Raw genomic sequence first — 14,992 nt, 5'->3', positions numbered from 1 at the left:
CACTCAGTTCTTCTCAGGAACTGCCAGCTTGGGAAAATGCTTCGTCCCTGACGTGGCCTGACGATACGGAATGAACAGAGCTTCGATTCCGGGCTGTTGATCGGCCAAATCACGGGCCTCGCTAGTGGGTAGGACCCGTAGCGCCGTGGCCCAGGCGTCTGCCAACATCGACGATCGTGCAATAGTGACGACGTTGAGTCGGTTTGTTTTGCTTCGCCTCGTCGCGGGGTCAATCAGATGAGATTCCCGCTCCCCCTCCACTTCGAAGAACTGGTAGCTATCGCCGGAGGTCGAGACCGCGGTGTTCGCCAAGTCGAGGGTGCCGATGATTTGGTGTTCTGGGTTTTCAATCCCGATTCTCCAGCCTGTTTTCCCCGGCGGGGCATCGGCTAACAAGGTCTCCCCCCCGATGATCACCGCCGCGTGCGTCACATCAGCTTTTTTCAAGACCAGCATCACCTGATCCGCGATATAGCCCTTGCCGATTCCACCAAGGTCAAGGCGCATCGTCTTGCGCAAGGTGACCAAGCGCTGCTCGGCCACTAGACCGACATCTCGGAAACTCACCATCTCAGAGCCTTGGTTAGCGTGATCTTTCGGCACCGGTTTCGAGAGACGCCGGGCACGCCAGGAGTGGCTTGCTTTTCCCATGGTGATATCAAAGGCACCGTGTGATAGACAACTAATCTGCTGGGCCCGGGCGATCACGGCAAAGAGGTCCTTGCTGACTGGATGCGCTTTCCCAATCGGTTTCCGGCAGAGCTGGCTGAGCTCACTGTGAGACTGGTAGTCGGAGAGCACCGCATCGAGCGCTTGCACCCGCTGAAAACACCTCTGCGCCAAGGCCTCCGCTTGCTCGGGACTGTCAGAATAAAACACGAGGTGCACATCGGTGCCGAGATGCGCTTCTGAAAAATGATACTTTTTCAGTTCAGCCAACTCGGCACTGATCGCGGGAGGCATGAAGAACAGCCCCAAGAAAATGAGCCACTTACTCATCGGCCTCCACACCGGAATTCCAATAATGATACATTGCTTCAGCGGTGGGGATCTCGGCCGGGCGGACCACACGGAAACCTAACCACGGCGCATTGGTGTGATACCAAAGACTTTTGGGGTCTTGCGGATCAGAGAGTTTCCAATTGGCATCGGAAGGAGTTCTGCCGGCAGAACTTATCTCCTTGAGCGGCATTTTCCAGTGACCACCCTTGGTGACGTGAGGATACGGCTTGGTCGCTTTGATCCACGGGTTGCGGACTTGACCTTTGCCAAAGTATTCTTTCCGGTTCGGCACGCATTGATCCAAGGTCCATTCTAACACATTACCGTGCATATCGTAAAACCCCCAGGCATTCGGTTTTTTCTGAGCAGGTTTTTGATAGTGTGAGGCATTGTCACCACCGAACCAGGCATATTGATCGGCATCCGCTTCGGAATCCCCCCAGCTGTATTTGGTGTTGGTGCCTGCACGGGCGGCATACTCCCACTCGGCCTCTGTGGGGAGACGGTAAAAGTGCCCCGTTTGATAACTCAGCCACTGGCAGTATTTGTTGGCGGCGTGCTGGGTCATGCTGATCGCTGGGTGACCGTCTCGTTTCATCCCGTAAGTCATCGGGTGATACGGTGGCGTGGGGCGAGCCAGAAAATCGATGTCGTTTTCAATCTGCTCGCGCATAAAGTCCAGCACCTGGCCGTCTTTTTGTCGTGGGATTTGCGACAGCATAAAGGGCTCGTATTCTTCCCAAGTCACCTCTGTCTTCCCCATCCAGAATGGTGAGAGCGTTACCTCAAGTTTGTCGCCCAGTTCTTTTCCCTGCCAAGTGAACGAACCGCCTTGAACCGGCAACATCTTGAACTGCGCACCCGTTTTCAATGTTTCCGTGTAGCTCTCGAATGGCTGAGGCTTGTTGCCGTTGGTCTGGTTCTTGATTTGCTTATAATCGACTATCCGCTTGTGGATGATCTTCGCCAGGCGCATCTGCTCCTTGTCGAATCCATTCTTCGCCATCGCCGGCTTTACATCTGCTGCTGGCTTTGCCGCCGCCGGCCCCTCCGCACACAGGTCGAATGCCGTGAGTGCGGTGATTGCCAAGATCGCCCTGTGAGGATTTATGCTAGAGATCATGTTCGTTAGACAAATGGAGTTTTACCCGGGACCGCCGACTCACGCGGCTTGAACGGAGTGTCGAAGTTGAGGTTCTTGATGTCTGCCAATAGCACATCCTTCGAGCTCATGATTTGCTGATCCGTAATCAGCTTGCCGGTGTAAGCTGCGGTCCGCCCCATGATGCCGATGATATGACTGGTGGCCAGTTTGTGTTTGTCCACCACGTCATTGTAAACCTCACCTTTGCGGATATGCGCGGTGAAAATTCTGTGTTCGTTGACATAACCCAAGCCTCCTTTTTTATGCCAGATCGTTTTGCCATCCACGATGATCGAAGCTGCTGACCCACTCACGAAGGCCTGACCTTTCGTGCCCACAATCGTATCGCCACTGGGTGCGTAGGAGCCGGGGATCTGTCGACCAAAGAAGTCTGCCGTGCGCCCATCCGCATAGACATAACGCAGGTTGAAACTATCCCAAGCGTTGGCACCTTTGACGGGATGGATGTTTGCGCCATTGGCGTAACACTTCACAGGCATGCCATCCCCCATGGCCCATGACATGCGATCCATCCCGTGGATCATGAACTCCAGGGCACCATCACCACCCAGCTCCAAGTAATTCTGCCAATATCTCTGCGCCCATTCCATATCGGGCATCTTGGCCGGTTTGTATTTGATGTCGGGCATCTTGTTCGGCCGCCCTCCTCCGCAGTAGGACGACGACGTGGTGAGCACTTCGCCGATGACGCCGTCTTGCACGCGCTTGTGCATCTCCATCAGGTGCGGGCTGTATCGCCAGACCAAGCCTGTTAGGACCGATTGACCATTACTCTGCGCCTTTTTCGCACTCTCGATCACACTCTTCATGCCTGGGATATCCAGAGCGATGGGTTTCTCCAGGAAGGTATGTTTACCTGCGGCCACGGAAGCCTCGAAATGGAGCGGACGGAAGGCGGGCGTGCTGGTCAAGAGCACTATGTCCACGCCGCTGTCGATCACCTTCTGATAGGCATCAAAGCCAACGAAATGTCGCTTGCCACCATCGGTATCAACACGCCCAGAATATTTCTTCTCGAACTTGGCGACTTTTTGCAGGGGTTTTTCGAAGATATCACCGACAGCCCATAGGATGGTGTTCGGGTCGGCCGTTAAAATATCTCGGACAGCTCCCGAGCCACGACCACCAAGGCCGACCACTCCCACTTTTAATTTCCTATTTCCTGCCGCCTTCGCCGCGTGGGCACTTGGCAAAACCACCGGGGAGAGCCCCAATGCGGCGGCCCCCAAGGATGTGTTTTTGATAAAATGCCGGCGAGTCAGCTGCGATGATTGATTGCTTGATGATGATTCAGACATGAGAATGATTGATAGTTGAGTTGTTATTTTGTTAGACCGAAAGCTTGGTCCATATTCTTCGAGATTTCTTTGAGCCTTGTGAGATCGCCTCCCCCCACTTCGGCGGCGCACCACCCATGGTAGTTGATCTCCACAAGAGCCTTGCGGACGTCGGCAAAATCAATGTCCCCTTCGCCGATCTTGCTGAATTTGTTCTTCTGCCGTGAGAACCCTTTCACATCGAGCTTCACGATGCGTTTTCCTAACAACCTTATCCAATCGCCCATGCTGCCGTATTTCCAATGATTCCCAATGTCGAACTGGAGTCCCACGAAGGGCGATTGGAAAGCATCGACGTATTTGGCCAACAATTCAGCAGTCTGGTTAGAGTCGCCTTGATGATCGTAGCAAAAATGGTTCCAGACGTTTTCAATCACGATGGTCACGCCATGTTTTGCCGCATGAGGTAAGGCCAGTTTGATATTCGCGATCGAGCGCTCCCAAACTTCTTCATGGCTCCCGTCTTTGCCATGACCGACAACTAACAGGATGGTGCTACCTCCAACTGCCCGTGTTTCCTCAATGCCCTTGATTAACTTCTCCAAGGCCTTGGCGCGGACAGCAGGATCTGGATCACTGTGCCGTATGGCCCAGTGTGAGCTACCCACGGCGCCGTCTACGGTGATGCCGGTGGCAGCACTCGCGGCATTCGCTTCCTCGATCGGCAGACCGGGCACATCCAATTCGACGCCGGAAAAGCCAGCCTCTTTTGCCATCTGGAAGCGCTCCAACACGGAGCCTCCCTTGATCATGCCAAACTTGAGTGTCTTGAACAAGCGACCGTCCAGACTGGCGACAACGTTTGCGCTCGTCTTAGGGGCTGCCCCCAGCAATTGGGACCCCAAGGAAGAAAGAGCGAGCCCTCCGACGGTGGCCTGTTTGAGAAACCTGCGCCGGGAACTATGCTGCGTTTTATCGTGATAATGCGTTGCCATGATCACCTACTACGCAGGAGGATATGGCATTTGATCACGAAAGCCCCTTGCCTTGGCAAATCGGCAAAAATGACGCCAAGGTAGGAATTTCACCCCGTCTTAGGGGGCGACGATTAATGGCCCGGGCAGCTACTGTCCGTGGGCGCATCTGCAGGAGCATCAATGGGGGCAACCAAGTTCTGCTCCACAAGATACTGCTCGACTTCATCACCGGAAACGTCGGCAAGCATGGTGCCATTGACCAGCACGCAGGGGCTCAGCGGCTGGCCGCTTTTCTGCTCCATCTCCCAGCGGAAGGCCGGGTTCTTGATGATGTCCTTCTCAGTGTATTCGAGGTCATACTTGCGCATGATGGCACGCACGCCCTCGCTCCAGCCGCAGAAAGTTTTCAGATAAACGGTAATGTCTAGGTTTTGCTCACTCATTAGGTTTCAAATAGGTTGTTGCGGAGAAAGGACTCCAATCAGGCAGGCATTGCAACTTGAATTTCACCCTGATGTCACTTAGATCGCCCTGTGCCCAACGACCTCATTACCCTCTCTGCCGACGGCAAACTGCTGAGCGGACAAACGCTTGGTGACCTCGAGGCAGGCGATACCTTCTCTGTAATTCTCGATGGCAAACAGCTAGTTGGCGGAGCAGAGGCCGCTACCATATTAGGCCACGGCCGAACATTTCTGAAACATTCGCTGCAACTCAACCTCTGCCAGTTTGAGCCACAGGCAGACGGCACTTGTCGGCTAAGCTACCAAGTGACTAGCTAACCGGCAACCGCCTGCGTAGGAACAGCCGGAGCTTGCTGGTAAACGGCACTAAGAATCTCGCGGCACTCTTCCACGCTGTATTTGGAAACCACCGTCGCCAGGACGGCATCACCGTAACCTTTGCGGAGCAGATCCATATCGTTGACCCAATCGTAGCAGCGGGCATCGCTCATCACGCGATGCAGCCCCAAGAGCTTGGAGAAGGCATCGAGATCTTTGGAGCAAGCCGCATGAATGAGACCCAAGTAATCGAGATTGGCCATATCACGCGCGATCGCCGCCGCTTGAGACACCTGTCCCTCAGGAAGGGCATTGTATTTTTTCAAGAGCTGCTCGAAGAAGCTGTTGCCATCACGTGGAGCTAGTGCAACGAGCTGGGTGCGACCATCCAGCTCACGCGGTGGCTCATGTCCATTACTCTCCGGCTTACGAGGCACGGGGGTAGAAGTTGTGCCCTCAATACTAGCTCGAGAAATGGGCTCAGGCTGCTTTGACTGAGCGGATGAGGATTGAGCCGCGGTTGCTCCATTTTTTGAATCAGAACTTTTCAGCGACATCGGTGACGTTCCATTCTCGCGCTTCTCAGGGATGCTCCCTGTTTGAGTGGATGGAGTTTCCTCCGCACCGTTCATGGCAGTGCCACTCTCCGCAGTGAATCCGGCGGAGTCCTCTTGAGATTTATTTTTCCCAAACAAGCTTCGGCACTTGGAAAGGAAACCACCGTTTTTACTTTTCGGTTGTTCGGCTTCACGTTCAGCCAGCGCATCAGCCACTACATCACTAAGATCGTCAGTGGACGTGCTTGGAGGATTTGGGGCTTCTTGCGGAACAGGAGCCGAGGAATGGGCCTCCGCTGAAAATGGGCTAGCCGCCTGAGCGGTGACATCAAAGGATGGCGGAGCAAGGTCGCCCGAGAGAGGCTGGCTGATTCTATCGGGAGAAAATGGTGACGCCGTCTCCTCCTTAGCCTCTTGCTGAAGAGAAACAGACGTCGGCTCAGGATGAGCATTTCCGTTCTGAGCTGCCGGAGGCTGAGCCGCTGAGGGAGCTGGGGCCGATGGGGACTCTGAGGCTTGAGCTTGAGGGGGCTCGGCTTGAGGGGCCGGTGCCTCTTGCGCAGACTTCGTAATCGGAGCCGGATCAGGCACGACGGTTTTCAAAGCTCCGCTAGGCGTCGGTTTAAAATCTTGGATCAACGAAGAAGATGGGGTCGGCTTCTTGGTTCCGGCGGCTGAGCCGGTTGAGGGTGGCGTAGGTGCTGGCGGGGCCGAGCTCTCAGGCATCGGCTGCGATGCCACAGGCGACCGTGTTGGCGCGCCAACTTCCTCTTCCTTGCTTTTGAAGAAACTGACCATCGACGAAAACGAACCGTTTGTCTGCTCCGAGGTAGCATTCAGGCTGGCGGCGATCTCTTCGGACGAACTCCCCTGATCGCGCATTTTCTTCACCAGTGCTTCAGCAGCTGGCGAAAGCATCGACGAAGATGAGCTTACGGCGGCCAAAGCCTCACTAACAGCGGCTTGTCCTGCAGTGTCCGACTGCTCGGTCAGTGATTCCGCCGGGCAGTCTGGCTGTTGCGTCGGAGCCTTCAGTGGCACCCGTTGAGTCACGCTGCTAAGTAACACATCAGCCGCAGACATATCGCCTTTTCCATCATCGGTCATGATGTCAGAAATCTTGATATCTCTTGGTCCTGGCCATGGAAAATCATCCGCCTTGGCGACATCTTTCCAAACATCTTCAGATGAATCGGTTTTCACCAGAGCGAGTTCAAAACTCTCATCGATGAGAGTTTTATCCTCTGCCGTGGCGGCACCGTAAAAGCGCAAGGCTTGTAGAGTAAGCCCATGCTCCATCAGCAGCTTGGCCATGATCAGGTTCTCAGCAGGGTTTCCCATGTTGCGTTCGACAACTGTCGAAAGCAGTCGCACAGCCCGTTCAGGCTGCCCTTTGGCAACGATCCGTGCTGTGAAAACCATCTCCTCGGCTACCGGGGGAATCTCCGGAGCATTCCAGACCAGCTTTGATGCGTCACGGAATTTTCCAGCATCATATAGCACCTGCACCACTCGCTTTCGCGTCTCCCATTCCTCTGGGCTCTGCTCGACCAGCTTGATCAAGAGCTCTTGAGCGCCATCGAATCCATTGAGAGAATTGGTGAGTGTCATTGTATCTTAAGGTGAAAACTTCAGGGCTACATTTACCAACAAGCGCCTTGGTCTGTCAATCCAGAATGTCAACCTTTACAAACCGTAAACGAATTTGAACACCATCGCATAAACTAACACCTCCATCCTCCATCCTACGGAAACAGGTCTGGCCGACCGGTTTTACAAAAAGAAATCGCCAAGCTGCACGGCTCTTGCTTGTCTATCGCCGTGGAAGAAACTGCGAAGACCGCCATCATCGGCGCTGGGATCTCGGGACTCTGTGTAGCGCACGCCCTGCACGAATCGGGTCAACCTTGTGATATTCTGGAAAGTGCTGACCAAGCCGGTGGCGCGCTGCGAAGCTTCGCCCAAGACGGCTACCTCGCAGAGCAAGGACCTAACAGCATCATGATCAAAGACCGCAGGGTCATGCAACTGTTGGAAAGCACTGGCCTAAAAAGCACCGGCATTGGTAGCGAAGTGATCAGTTCCCTCCCCGCCGCCAAGAAGCGCTATGTGGTGCATGATGGAGCACCCCGAGCCATGCCCACCAGTCCCATGGCACTGCTGAAGAGCCCACTGTTCAGTCTGCGTGGTATTCTGCGCGCTGCGACGGAACCGATGATCGGACGATATCGTGGTGAAGGAGAAGAAAGCTTTGGCCATTTCGTCCGCCGCCGTCTCGGGTCGGAAATCCTCAGCAACGCGGCAGCTCCCTTTGTCAGTGGCATCTATGCGGGAAACCCGGAGGAGCTCTCGGTGCGCCACGCCTTCCCCCGCTTGTGGAAATTGGAAAATGAACATCGTTCACTGGTCCTCGGCGCGATTGCGCTACGATCGGAACAGAAAAAATCACCCAATCCGCGAATGACTCCGGAGATGATCTCCTTCCGCTCCGGCATGGCCGCTCTGCCCCAGGCCATCGTCGCCGGCCTTCCCACCGGCACCGTGCATTTGAAATCCCAGATCAACGCAATCCGCCCTCTCCCCGATGGATGGCAGATCAGCTGGACCGATGCGTCCGGTCACGCGTTCAACACCGAGTATTCCCGCCTGGTCATTGCCACGCCGCACCATCGGCTCGGCGCACTGCCCTTGCCCACGGAAATCATCGAGCAGTTAAAGCCTGTGCGCACCTTGGACGCACCACCGGTCACCAGCCTGGTTTTAGGCTTCAAGCGCGAAGACGTGGAGCACCCGCTGGATGGTTTTGGCATGTTGATTAAGGCCGATGAAAACAGCCCCCTGTTAGGTGTTTTGTTTTCTTCCAGCATGTTCGACCACCGCGCACCGGAAGGACACGTCACGCTCACCTGCATGATGGGTGGCAGCCTGTCACCCGAGCTCGCGGAGAATAGTGACGAGGTGGTGCTGGCCGAACTGCATCGATTGCTTGGAGTCCGCGGCACCCCCACATTCCGATACCGCAGCAGCTGGGAAAATGCCATTCCTCAATACGGATTGGATTACCAAGAGGCCGTGGAAGCGTTAGAGGCCTGCGAGAACAGCCACACCGGACTCTATTTCGCCGGCAACTATCGCGGTGGCATTTCGGTGCCCGACTGTATCCTCAACGGACTGCAGTTAGGCAAACGTCTCGGCACCACCGAGCCAGACGCCTAACACTTCTCTGCAAGTGGGAAAATTGAACCCCGCGTAGAGATATGACGCCCTGTTTGACGTTGTCAGGGGAGCTTCGAATTCCTAGTTTTTCGGGAGTTATCTGAACCTCTCTAAACACACCTATGCATATTCTAGCAGAAATGAAACTGGCCGGCATCGATTGGACTATCCTCATCTCCTTCTTCGCAGTCGCCCTTGGCATTGGGGTGGTGGTCTCCCGCCAATCGGGGAAATCCTCCGGTGAGTTTTTTCTTTCCGGGCGCCACATGCCGTGGTGGCTGTTAGGTTTCTCCATGGTGGCCACCACATTTTCCACCGACACCCCCAACTTCGTCACCGACCTGGTCCGCACCAGCGGCGTCTGGGCGAACTGGATGTGGTGGGCCTTCATCATCACGGGAATGCTGACCGTTTTTATTTACGCTAAACTATGGCGCCGATCCGAGGTGCTGACCGATGTGGAGTTCTACGAACTGCGATACAGCGGCAAGTCTGCCGCCTTCCTGCGAGGCTTCCGCGCGATCTATCTCGGGGTGCTGTTTAACATCATCATCATGGCCTCGGTCTCTCTGGCGGCTATCAAGATTGGCGAAACCATGCTCGGCTGGGGACCGGGGCAATCGGTGGTGGTCGCCATGGTGGTGACCGTGATTTTTTCCTCCATGGGAGGATTCAAGGGCGTCATTCTCACCGATTTCCTGCTGTTCATCATTGCCATGGTGGGCGCATTTGCCGCGGCTTACTACGCGGTCAGCCATCCGGATATCGGCGGGCTGGACGGGCTCTTCAATCACGAGGCGGTGAAGCAAAAACTCAACCTCTTCCCCACCCAGGGAGATTGGAACGATACCGATACCAAAAATGCGGTGATCACGCTCTTTGTGCTGCCATTGGCGATCCAATGGTGGTCGGTCTGGTATCCTGGTGCCGAGCCGGGTGGTGGCGGCTATCTGGCGCAGCGTATGCTGGCAGCCAAAAACGAAAAGCACGCCGTGGGCGCTACGCTCTTTTTCCAGGTTGCCCACTACGCCATCCGCCCGTGGCCGTGGATCATTGTGGCACTGGCTTCACTCGTCGTGTTCCCCGAGATTTCCGACATCCAGAAAGCCTTCCCTGACGCCAAGAAAGTGGCGCACGACAGCGGCTACCCGGCGATGCTCACCTTCCTGCCGGCCGGCTGGCTGGGACTGGTTCTGACCTCGCTAGTGGCGGCTTATATGTCGACTATTTCCACCCACTTGAACTGGGGCTCCTCCTATGTGGTGAACGATTTTTGGAAGCGCTTTATCAAACCGGACGCGAGCGAAAAGCAGCTGGTATTGGTCGGCCGCGTGTCCACCGTGGTGATGATGGGACTCACCGCCCTGCTCGCCTTGAGCATGGAAAGCGCCTTGGACAACTTCAAGCTGATCACCCACATCGGCGCCGGCACCGGCCTGTTGTTCATCCTTCGCTGGTTCTGGTGGCGCATCAACCCCGCCAGCGAAATCGCCGCCATGCTGGTCTCCTTCGCCGTGGCGATGTGGTTACGTTTCGGCGTGGAAAAAGGCAGCTTCGAAGTTTGGCAGGAGCTCTGTCTGATTGTTGGCATCACCACCGCCGCCTGGTTGTTGACCGCCTTGTTCACCAAACCATCCGACACCGCGAAGCTGCGTAGTTTCATCGAGAAAACCAACCCCGGTGGCCCCGGGTGGAAAAAAATCATCACCGAGGCCGAACAAGCGGGCACTCCGATCAAACCTCTGCACGATGCCGTCAACTTGCCTCTCGGCATTCTCAACACGGTGCTTGGCTGTGTGTTGGTCTACGGCATTCTGCTCGGCTCCGGTCTGATCATGTATGGTCAAACAGGCATGGGAGGTGCCTTCGTGGCTGCCGCCGTGCTGGCCGGCATCGGTATCATCGCCACCTGGAAAAAGTCGGTGAGCTAGCTTCGTGCAGACTCAAGCAGACCACCAAGCCCGCCACTTCGGTTGCGGGCTTTTTTTATCGGGTAAAACCCTGCGTATCTCGACAAAAAGGCCCCGGGAGTTGGAGGACTCCCGGGGCATTGGATTCTTCAGTTTGTCCTACACGCTGATACTGTGTTGGAGACTGACAACTGCAACTGTTGTGTTCACCCTTGTTGGTTGTGAACCCCGCATCATACGGTGTTCGCTATACATAGACCCCCCACTTCTCCATCCGTTCAAAGAAAGTCAGCTTTTCTTACATTTTCATGGATGATGATTTCCAATAAGCCCCCTTTAAAATACTTAACACACTCACCTCAAGCAAGTTGACTACCACCCAAGAAATCGTGATTTCATAAATATTTCTTCACCTAAACCATCAATCTTTGCCATTTCGACACAGTTTTCCTAAAAAACCACAACCAGCCACCTCACAGGCAGCCCTTTTACGGCAGCAGGATCACACCGATCAGAGGTCGGTGGTCGGAGGCTAGCTCCTCCTCCAGCACCAAGCAGCTGGCCTTCACCGATTCAAACCCGCGGTAGGCAATGTAATCGATTTCCTTGTCCGGGTCGTTTGCCGGCATGGTCAGGCGGGCACCGGATTTCGGCGTCAGCGACCAGGTGGTCGCCAGCAGGCGCATGGCCTCCGAGTCCGGTTTGGCATTGAAGTCCCCGGCGATGATCACCGGATAGTTCCGCAGCGAGAGCACCTTCTCCATCGCACTGATCTGAGCCACCCGGGTGTCGTTTTCTTTCCAATCCAGATGCACACTGGCGAAGGAAAGTTTCTTCCCTTTGACATTGAGAATCACCTCCAGCACCGCACGCGGCTCGCCTGGGCCTGGCAGTGGGTGGATAAAGGTATCGCGGATGGGATACTTGGAAAGGATCGCATTGCCATATTCGCCGCCTTGGAGGTCGATGCATTTGCCAAAGGCGTAATGCATGCCAAGCAGCTTCGCCAACTCCGCCGCCTGATCCACCTTGCCACTGCGGGGAACGTGTTTGTCGACTTCCTGCAGGGCGACGATGTCAGGCTTCTGTTTTTTGATCACCTCGGCGATGCGTTTAAGATCGAGCGCACCGTCCATTCCCGCTCCGTGATGGATGTTATAGGAAAAGACACGCAGCTCACCGGCCCAGACTGAACAAGTGAGGATCATGATGATGAATAGGCTTCGCACACAGAGGGCTACGATATCAGACTCAAAAGTCTTGCGAAAAAACCTACCCGCCTTTACATGCAGCTACCCCCACCCCCTCACATCACCACCACTTTCATTATGGCAGGATTTTTCAAAAAGCTTCTCAACAAGGTCACCAACAAGGCAGAGATCGATTGGGATGAACTCGAGGCCGACCTCATTGGTGCCGATCTCGGCGCCCGCACCGCGATGGCCATCATCGACGACCTCCAGGCGCTCGGTCGCAAGGTTTCCGGCGACGATATCGTCGAGGTCTGCAAGCAACACATCGCGGCCATTCTGAAAGACGACCAGGCAGAACTGAAACCACGTAGCGATGGAAAACCGATGGTAATCCTCGTGGTCGGCGTCAATGGCACCGGCAAGACCACTTCGTCGGCCAAGCTGGCCTATCTTCTCAAGTCGCAAGGCCACTCGGTGATGCTCGCCGCCGCCGACACCTTCCGCGCCGCCGCCGTGGAGCAGCTCGGCCGCTGGGGTGAACGACTCGATATCCCCGTGGTCAAGGGCGCGCACAATGCCGACCCGGCATCGGTCTGTTACACCGCCCACCAAAAAGCCATCACCGACGGTGCCGACTTCCTCATTTGCGACACCGCCGGCCGGATTCACACTCGACACAACCTGATGCAGGAGCTCGGCAAGATCGAGCGAACCATTGGCAAACAGGACGAATCCGCACCGCACCTGAAGTTGTTAGTCGTGGACGCCACTACCGGCGGCAATGCCCTCGCCCAGGCGAAGGAATTCAACAAAGCTATCGAGCTCGACGGCTTAATCGTGACCAAAATGGATGGCTCAGGAAAAGGAGGCGTCGCCGTGTTGATTCAGAAAGAACTCGATCTTCCTACCTGGTTTATCGGCCTCGGCGAAGAGCCGGAACAGTTCAAGAAGTTCAACAAAGAGGAATTCGCCGACGGCATTTTTTAATCGATCCGTTGCTAGCTGTCATCCTAAAATGAGTGCCGCAATCAAGCTGCACGCGTAACCGCTTCGATGGACTCATCCCGTCAAGCAAGCTGGAGACCCACATACAGCAACCGGCTTCGCAGAATCATCTTCTTGCCGCAGTAAGTAATAGCCACTTCTTGGACTATCCTTAATTCCCCGACTCTTCCATTTTTGCCGAAACCATTGCCATCACCTCATCAGGGACTTGATGCTTTGGAGTCTTCAGAAACTCTGCATAAGTCTGCTCACCGTCCGAATGCATGGAGCCGAGACCAGACTCGTCCCCCTTCTTGGCGCAAATCCCTTCCGTTAGGTGAGGAAAAAAGCTCCAGCGCACCACTTTCTCATAAGGGTGTGGAGAGACGAAATAGGACACTGCAACACCATTGGTATCCTTTTCCCTTCGATACAAAATTTCAGGACCACCGAAGGGAAAACCATCGTAGCGCAATGGCGGCATCTCGGTGTCAGTTCCGGTTCCCAGCGATTGTTTTTCCACGTAAACCTTCAAGAAATTCAAATCCTCCGGGAGCTCTCTGAACGGATGTTCTAGAAATTGGGCAAAGGTCTGGGTCTTTTCATGATGCGTGGCCCCCAGCCCCATTTCGTCGCCTTTTTTCCAATGCATGCCCTCGGGCAGGTGGCGGTAAACCGACCACTGAACCGTATTTTGAGGCACGCAGATCTCCACCGAATAGCTGACATTGACACCAGACTTGGTTTCATGCTCTAAGCGATCCGGGGGTGTCGGATAGAAAAACTTCATCGGTCAACAGCCGAAGCTGCTAGAATTTCCAGTCGCCCTTGTCCAGATCACAGGCGCAGGCGGCCAGCAGTTTGATACAGGCTTCGATGTCCTTTTTATCGGACATCTCGATGCTCTGGTGAATGTGGCGAGTGGGGATGGAAATCGCCCCGGCAATCGAGCCACCGGGGTTCATCCGCTGCAGGCTGGCGGTATCGGTTCCACCCGCGGCGAGGATCTCCGGCTGCCATTTGATCTTTTTGGCATCGGCGGTTTCTTTCATGAACGCCACCATGCGGTAGTCGCAGATGGTAGAGCTGTCCATGATCTTGATCGCGGCACCCTTTCCAAGGCTGGTGCAGCGTTCTTGTGGTTGTGAGCCGGGGGTGTCATAGGCGATGGTGGTATCGAGACCGAAACCGAAGTCCGGCTGAATTTCCAAGGCACTGACATTGGCGCCACGCAGACCGACTTCCTCCTGCACGGTGAACACCGCGTAAAAATCATAACATGGCTTGCGACGGCTTTTCTTGATGGCGCGCAGCGCTTCCAGCAGCACGAAGACAGAGACCCGGTTATCGAGAGACTTCACATTGACGCAGTCGCCCAGCTCCAACAATTCACTGCGGCGCGTGATCGGATCACCAATGGTGACGATTTTCTCCACCTCTTTTTTGCTCATGCCGAGATCGATGAAGTAGTCGCTGAGCTTGAGGTTCTTGCCGCGTTCTTCCGGCGACATGATATGGATCGGCTTGCAGCCCATGACGCCGATGACGTCCTTCTTGCCGTGAATGATCACGCGCTGGGATGTCAGGGTCTTGGGATCGAAGCCGCCGAGTGGGTTGAAGCGGACGAAGCCATTGTCATCGATGTGAGTGACGATAAAGCCGATCTCATCCATATGCGCAGCGGCCATGGACTTTTTCTTCGACGACTTGCCCTTTTTCAGAGCCACCACGTTGCCCATGTTGTCCACCCTGACCGAGTCGGCCAGTCCATCCACTTCTTTCAGGACAAGCTCACGGATTTCTTTTTCAAACCCGGGGGCGCCGGGTGCTTCACAGATGCGGGTCAGTAGGTCAACGTCGATAGCCATGCGTTAGAAATAGCGAGGCAGCTGCATTTGACCAGCGCAAAGATGGGGCTGGGGAAATCGA

13 protein-coding genes are annotated in these 14,992 nt (G+C 55.2%); 4 read left to right on the top strand and 9 right to left on the bottom strand.

Annotation, left to right across the window (positions count from 1 at the left end; all coding sequences use genetic code 11):
- Positions 1 to 3 precede the first annotated feature (3 nt).
- The 5 genes from JO972_RS02595 to JO972_RS02575 all read right to left on the bottom strand — a co-directional run bounded on the left by JO972_RS02595 (position 4) and on the right by JO972_RS02575 (position 4,864).
- Positions 4 to 999 carry an FAD:protein FMN transferase gene (locus JO972_RS02595; protein ID WP_309488435.1) on the bottom strand — a complete coding sequence of 332 codons (996 nt, stop codon included), beginning with the start codon at positions 997 to 999 and terminating at the stop codon, positions 4 to 6.
- The gene (locus JO972_RS02590; protein WP_309488434.1) at positions 992 to 2,125 is read right to left on the bottom strand and encodes a formylglycine-generating enzyme family protein; all 1,134 of its coding nucleotides are present in this window, start codon (positions 2,123 to 2,125) and stop codon (positions 992 to 994) included. The genes JO972_RS02595 and JO972_RS02590 overlap by 8 nt, the downstream gene beginning before the upstream one ends.
- Positions 2,126 to 2,130: 5 nt before the next feature.
- Positions 2,131 to 3,465 (bottom strand): Gfo/Idh/MocA family oxidoreductase, encoded by a 1,335-nt coding sequence (locus tag JO972_RS02585; protein WP_309488433.1) that lies wholly within the window; start codon positions 3,463 to 3,465, stop codon positions 2,131 to 2,133.
- A gap of 23 nt (positions 3,466 to 3,488) precedes the next feature.
- Positions 3,489 to 4,439: a sugar phosphate isomerase/epimerase family protein gene (locus JO972_RS02580; protein WP_309488432.1), complete on the bottom strand. Its 951-nt coding sequence runs from the start codon at positions 4,437 to 4,439 to the stop codon at positions 3,489 to 3,491.
- Between the two features lie 113 nt (positions 4,440 to 4,552).
- Positions 4,553 to 4,864 carry a glutaredoxin family protein gene (locus JO972_RS02575; protein WP_309488430.1) on the bottom strand — a complete coding sequence of 104 codons (312 nt, stop codon included), beginning with the start codon at positions 4,862 to 4,864 and terminating at the stop codon, positions 4,553 to 4,555.
- A 90-nt stretch (positions 4,865 to 4,954) separates the two neighbouring features.
- Between JO972_RS02575 and JO972_RS02570 the strand changes: the two genes are divergently transcribed.
- Positions 4,955 to 5,203 (top strand): hypothetical protein, encoded by a 249-nt coding sequence (locus JO972_RS02570; RefSeq protein ID WP_309488429.1) that lies wholly within the window; start codon positions 4,955 to 4,957, stop codon positions 5,201 to 5,203.
- On the opposite strand, the gene JO972_RS02565 is transcribed toward JO972_RS02570, so the two are convergent.
- A complete protein-coding gene (locus tag JO972_RS02565; RefSeq protein ID WP_309488428.1) occupies positions 5,200 to 7,371 on the bottom strand; it encodes a hypothetical protein in 2,172 nt (723 codons plus the stop codon). The two genes, JO972_RS02570 and JO972_RS02565, sit on opposite strands and share 4 nt — an antisense overlap.
- 210 nt (positions 7,372 to 7,581) lie before the next feature.
- On the opposite strand from JO972_RS02565, the gene hemG reads away from it, so the two are divergent.
- Both hemG and JO972_RS02555 read left to right on the top strand, forming a co-directional pair.
- Entirely contained in the window at positions 7,582 to 8,976 is a 1,395-nt protein-coding gene (gene hemG, locus JO972_RS02560; protein ID WP_309488426.1) for a protoporphyrinogen oxidase, read from the top strand.
- Between the two features lie 122 nt (positions 8,977 to 9,098).
- Complete coding sequence (locus JO972_RS02555; protein ID WP_309488425.1) at positions 9,099 to 10,907, top strand: sodium:solute symporter family protein; 1,809 nt, start codon at positions 9,099 to 9,101, stop codon at positions 10,905 to 10,907.
- Between the two features lie 467 nt (positions 10,908 to 11,374).
- On the opposite strand, the gene JO972_RS02550 is transcribed toward JO972_RS02555, so the two are convergent.
- Complete coding sequence (locus JO972_RS02550) at positions 11,375 to 12,094, bottom strand: endonuclease/exonuclease/phosphatase family protein (protein ID WP_309488424.1); 720 nt, start codon at positions 12,092 to 12,094, stop codon at positions 11,375 to 11,377.
- Between the two features lie 120 nt (positions 12,095 to 12,214).
- Here JO972_RS02550 and ftsY point away from each other — a divergent pair, with 120 nt between their 5' ends.
- Positions 12,215 to 13,066 carry a signal recognition particle-docking protein FtsY gene (ftsY, locus tag JO972_RS02545; protein ID WP_309488423.1) on the top strand — a complete coding sequence of 284 codons (852 nt, stop codon included), beginning with the start codon at positions 12,215 to 12,217 and terminating at the stop codon, positions 13,064 to 13,066.
- 169 nt (positions 13,067 to 13,235) lie between these two features.
- Here the strand turns inward: ftsY and JO972_RS02540 are convergent, their stop codons facing one another.
- Positions 13,236 to 13,853, bottom strand: a complete 618-nt coding sequence (locus JO972_RS02540; protein ID WP_309488422.1) for a hypothetical protein — start codon at positions 13,851 to 13,853, stop codon at positions 13,236 to 13,238.
- 19 nt (positions 13,854 to 13,872) lie between these two features.
- Positions 13,873 to 14,931, bottom strand: a complete 1,059-nt coding sequence (locus JO972_RS02535; RefSeq protein ID WP_309488421.1) for a M42 family metallopeptidase — start codon at positions 14,929 to 14,931, stop codon at positions 13,873 to 13,875.
- Positions 14,932 to 14,992: the final 61 nt, after the last annotated feature.

It is taken from the genome of Oceaniferula flava, assembly GCF_016811075.1.
Lineage (GTDB): Bacteria > Verrucomicrobiota > Verrucomicrobiia > Verrucomicrobiales > Akkermansiaceae > Oceaniferula > Oceaniferula flava.
Note: the sequence above shows the minus strand (reverse complement) of the source record. Positions and strands in the feature narration are given on the sequence as shown.

What these genes read in the sequence shown, in the direction of transcription:
- JO972_RS02595 (WP_309488435.1), bottom strand. Translation starts at nt 999, where the DNA reads ATGAGTAAGTGGCTCATTTTCTTGGGGCTGTTCTTCATGCCTCCCGCG.
- JO972_RS02565 (WP_309488428.1), bottom strand. Translation starts at nt 7,371, where the DNA reads ATGACACTCACCAATTCTCTCAATGGATTCGATGGCGCTCAAGAGCTC.
- JO972_RS02555 (WP_309488425.1), top strand. Translation starts at nt 9,099, where the DNA reads ATGCATATTCTAGCAGAAATGAAACTGGCCGGCATCGATTGGACTATC.
- JO972_RS02585 (WP_309488433.1), bottom strand. Translation starts at nt 3,465, where the DNA reads ATGTCTGAATCATCATCAAGCAATCAATCATCGCAGCTGACTCGCCGG.
- JO972_RS02550 (WP_309488424.1), bottom strand. Translation starts at nt 12,094, where the DNA reads ATGATCCTCACTTGTTCAGTCTGGGCCGGTGAGCTGCGTGTCTTTTCC.
- JO972_RS02575 (WP_309488430.1), bottom strand. Translation starts at nt 4,864, where the DNA reads ATGAGTGAGCAAAACCTAGACATTACCGTTTATCTGAAAACTTTCTGC.
- JO972_RS02590 (WP_309488434.1), bottom strand. Translation starts at nt 2,125, where the DNA reads ATGATCTCTAGCATAAATCCTCACAGGGCGATCTTGGCAATCACCGCA.
- ftsY (WP_309488423.1), top strand. Translation starts at nt 12,215, where the DNA reads ATGGCAGGATTTTTCAAAAAGCTTCTCAACAAGGTCACCAACAAGGCA.
- JO972_RS02540 (WP_309488422.1), bottom strand. Translation starts at nt 13,853, where the DNA reads ATGAAGTTTTTCTATCCGACACCCCCGGATCGCTTAGAGCATGAAACC.
- JO972_RS02535 (WP_309488421.1), bottom strand. Translation starts at nt 14,931, where the DNA reads ATGGCTATCGACGTTGACCTACTGACCCGCATCTGTGAAGCACCCGGC.
- JO972_RS02580 (WP_309488432.1), bottom strand. Translation starts at nt 4,439, where the DNA reads ATGGCAACGCATTATCACGATAAAACGCAGCATAGTTCCCGGCGCAGG.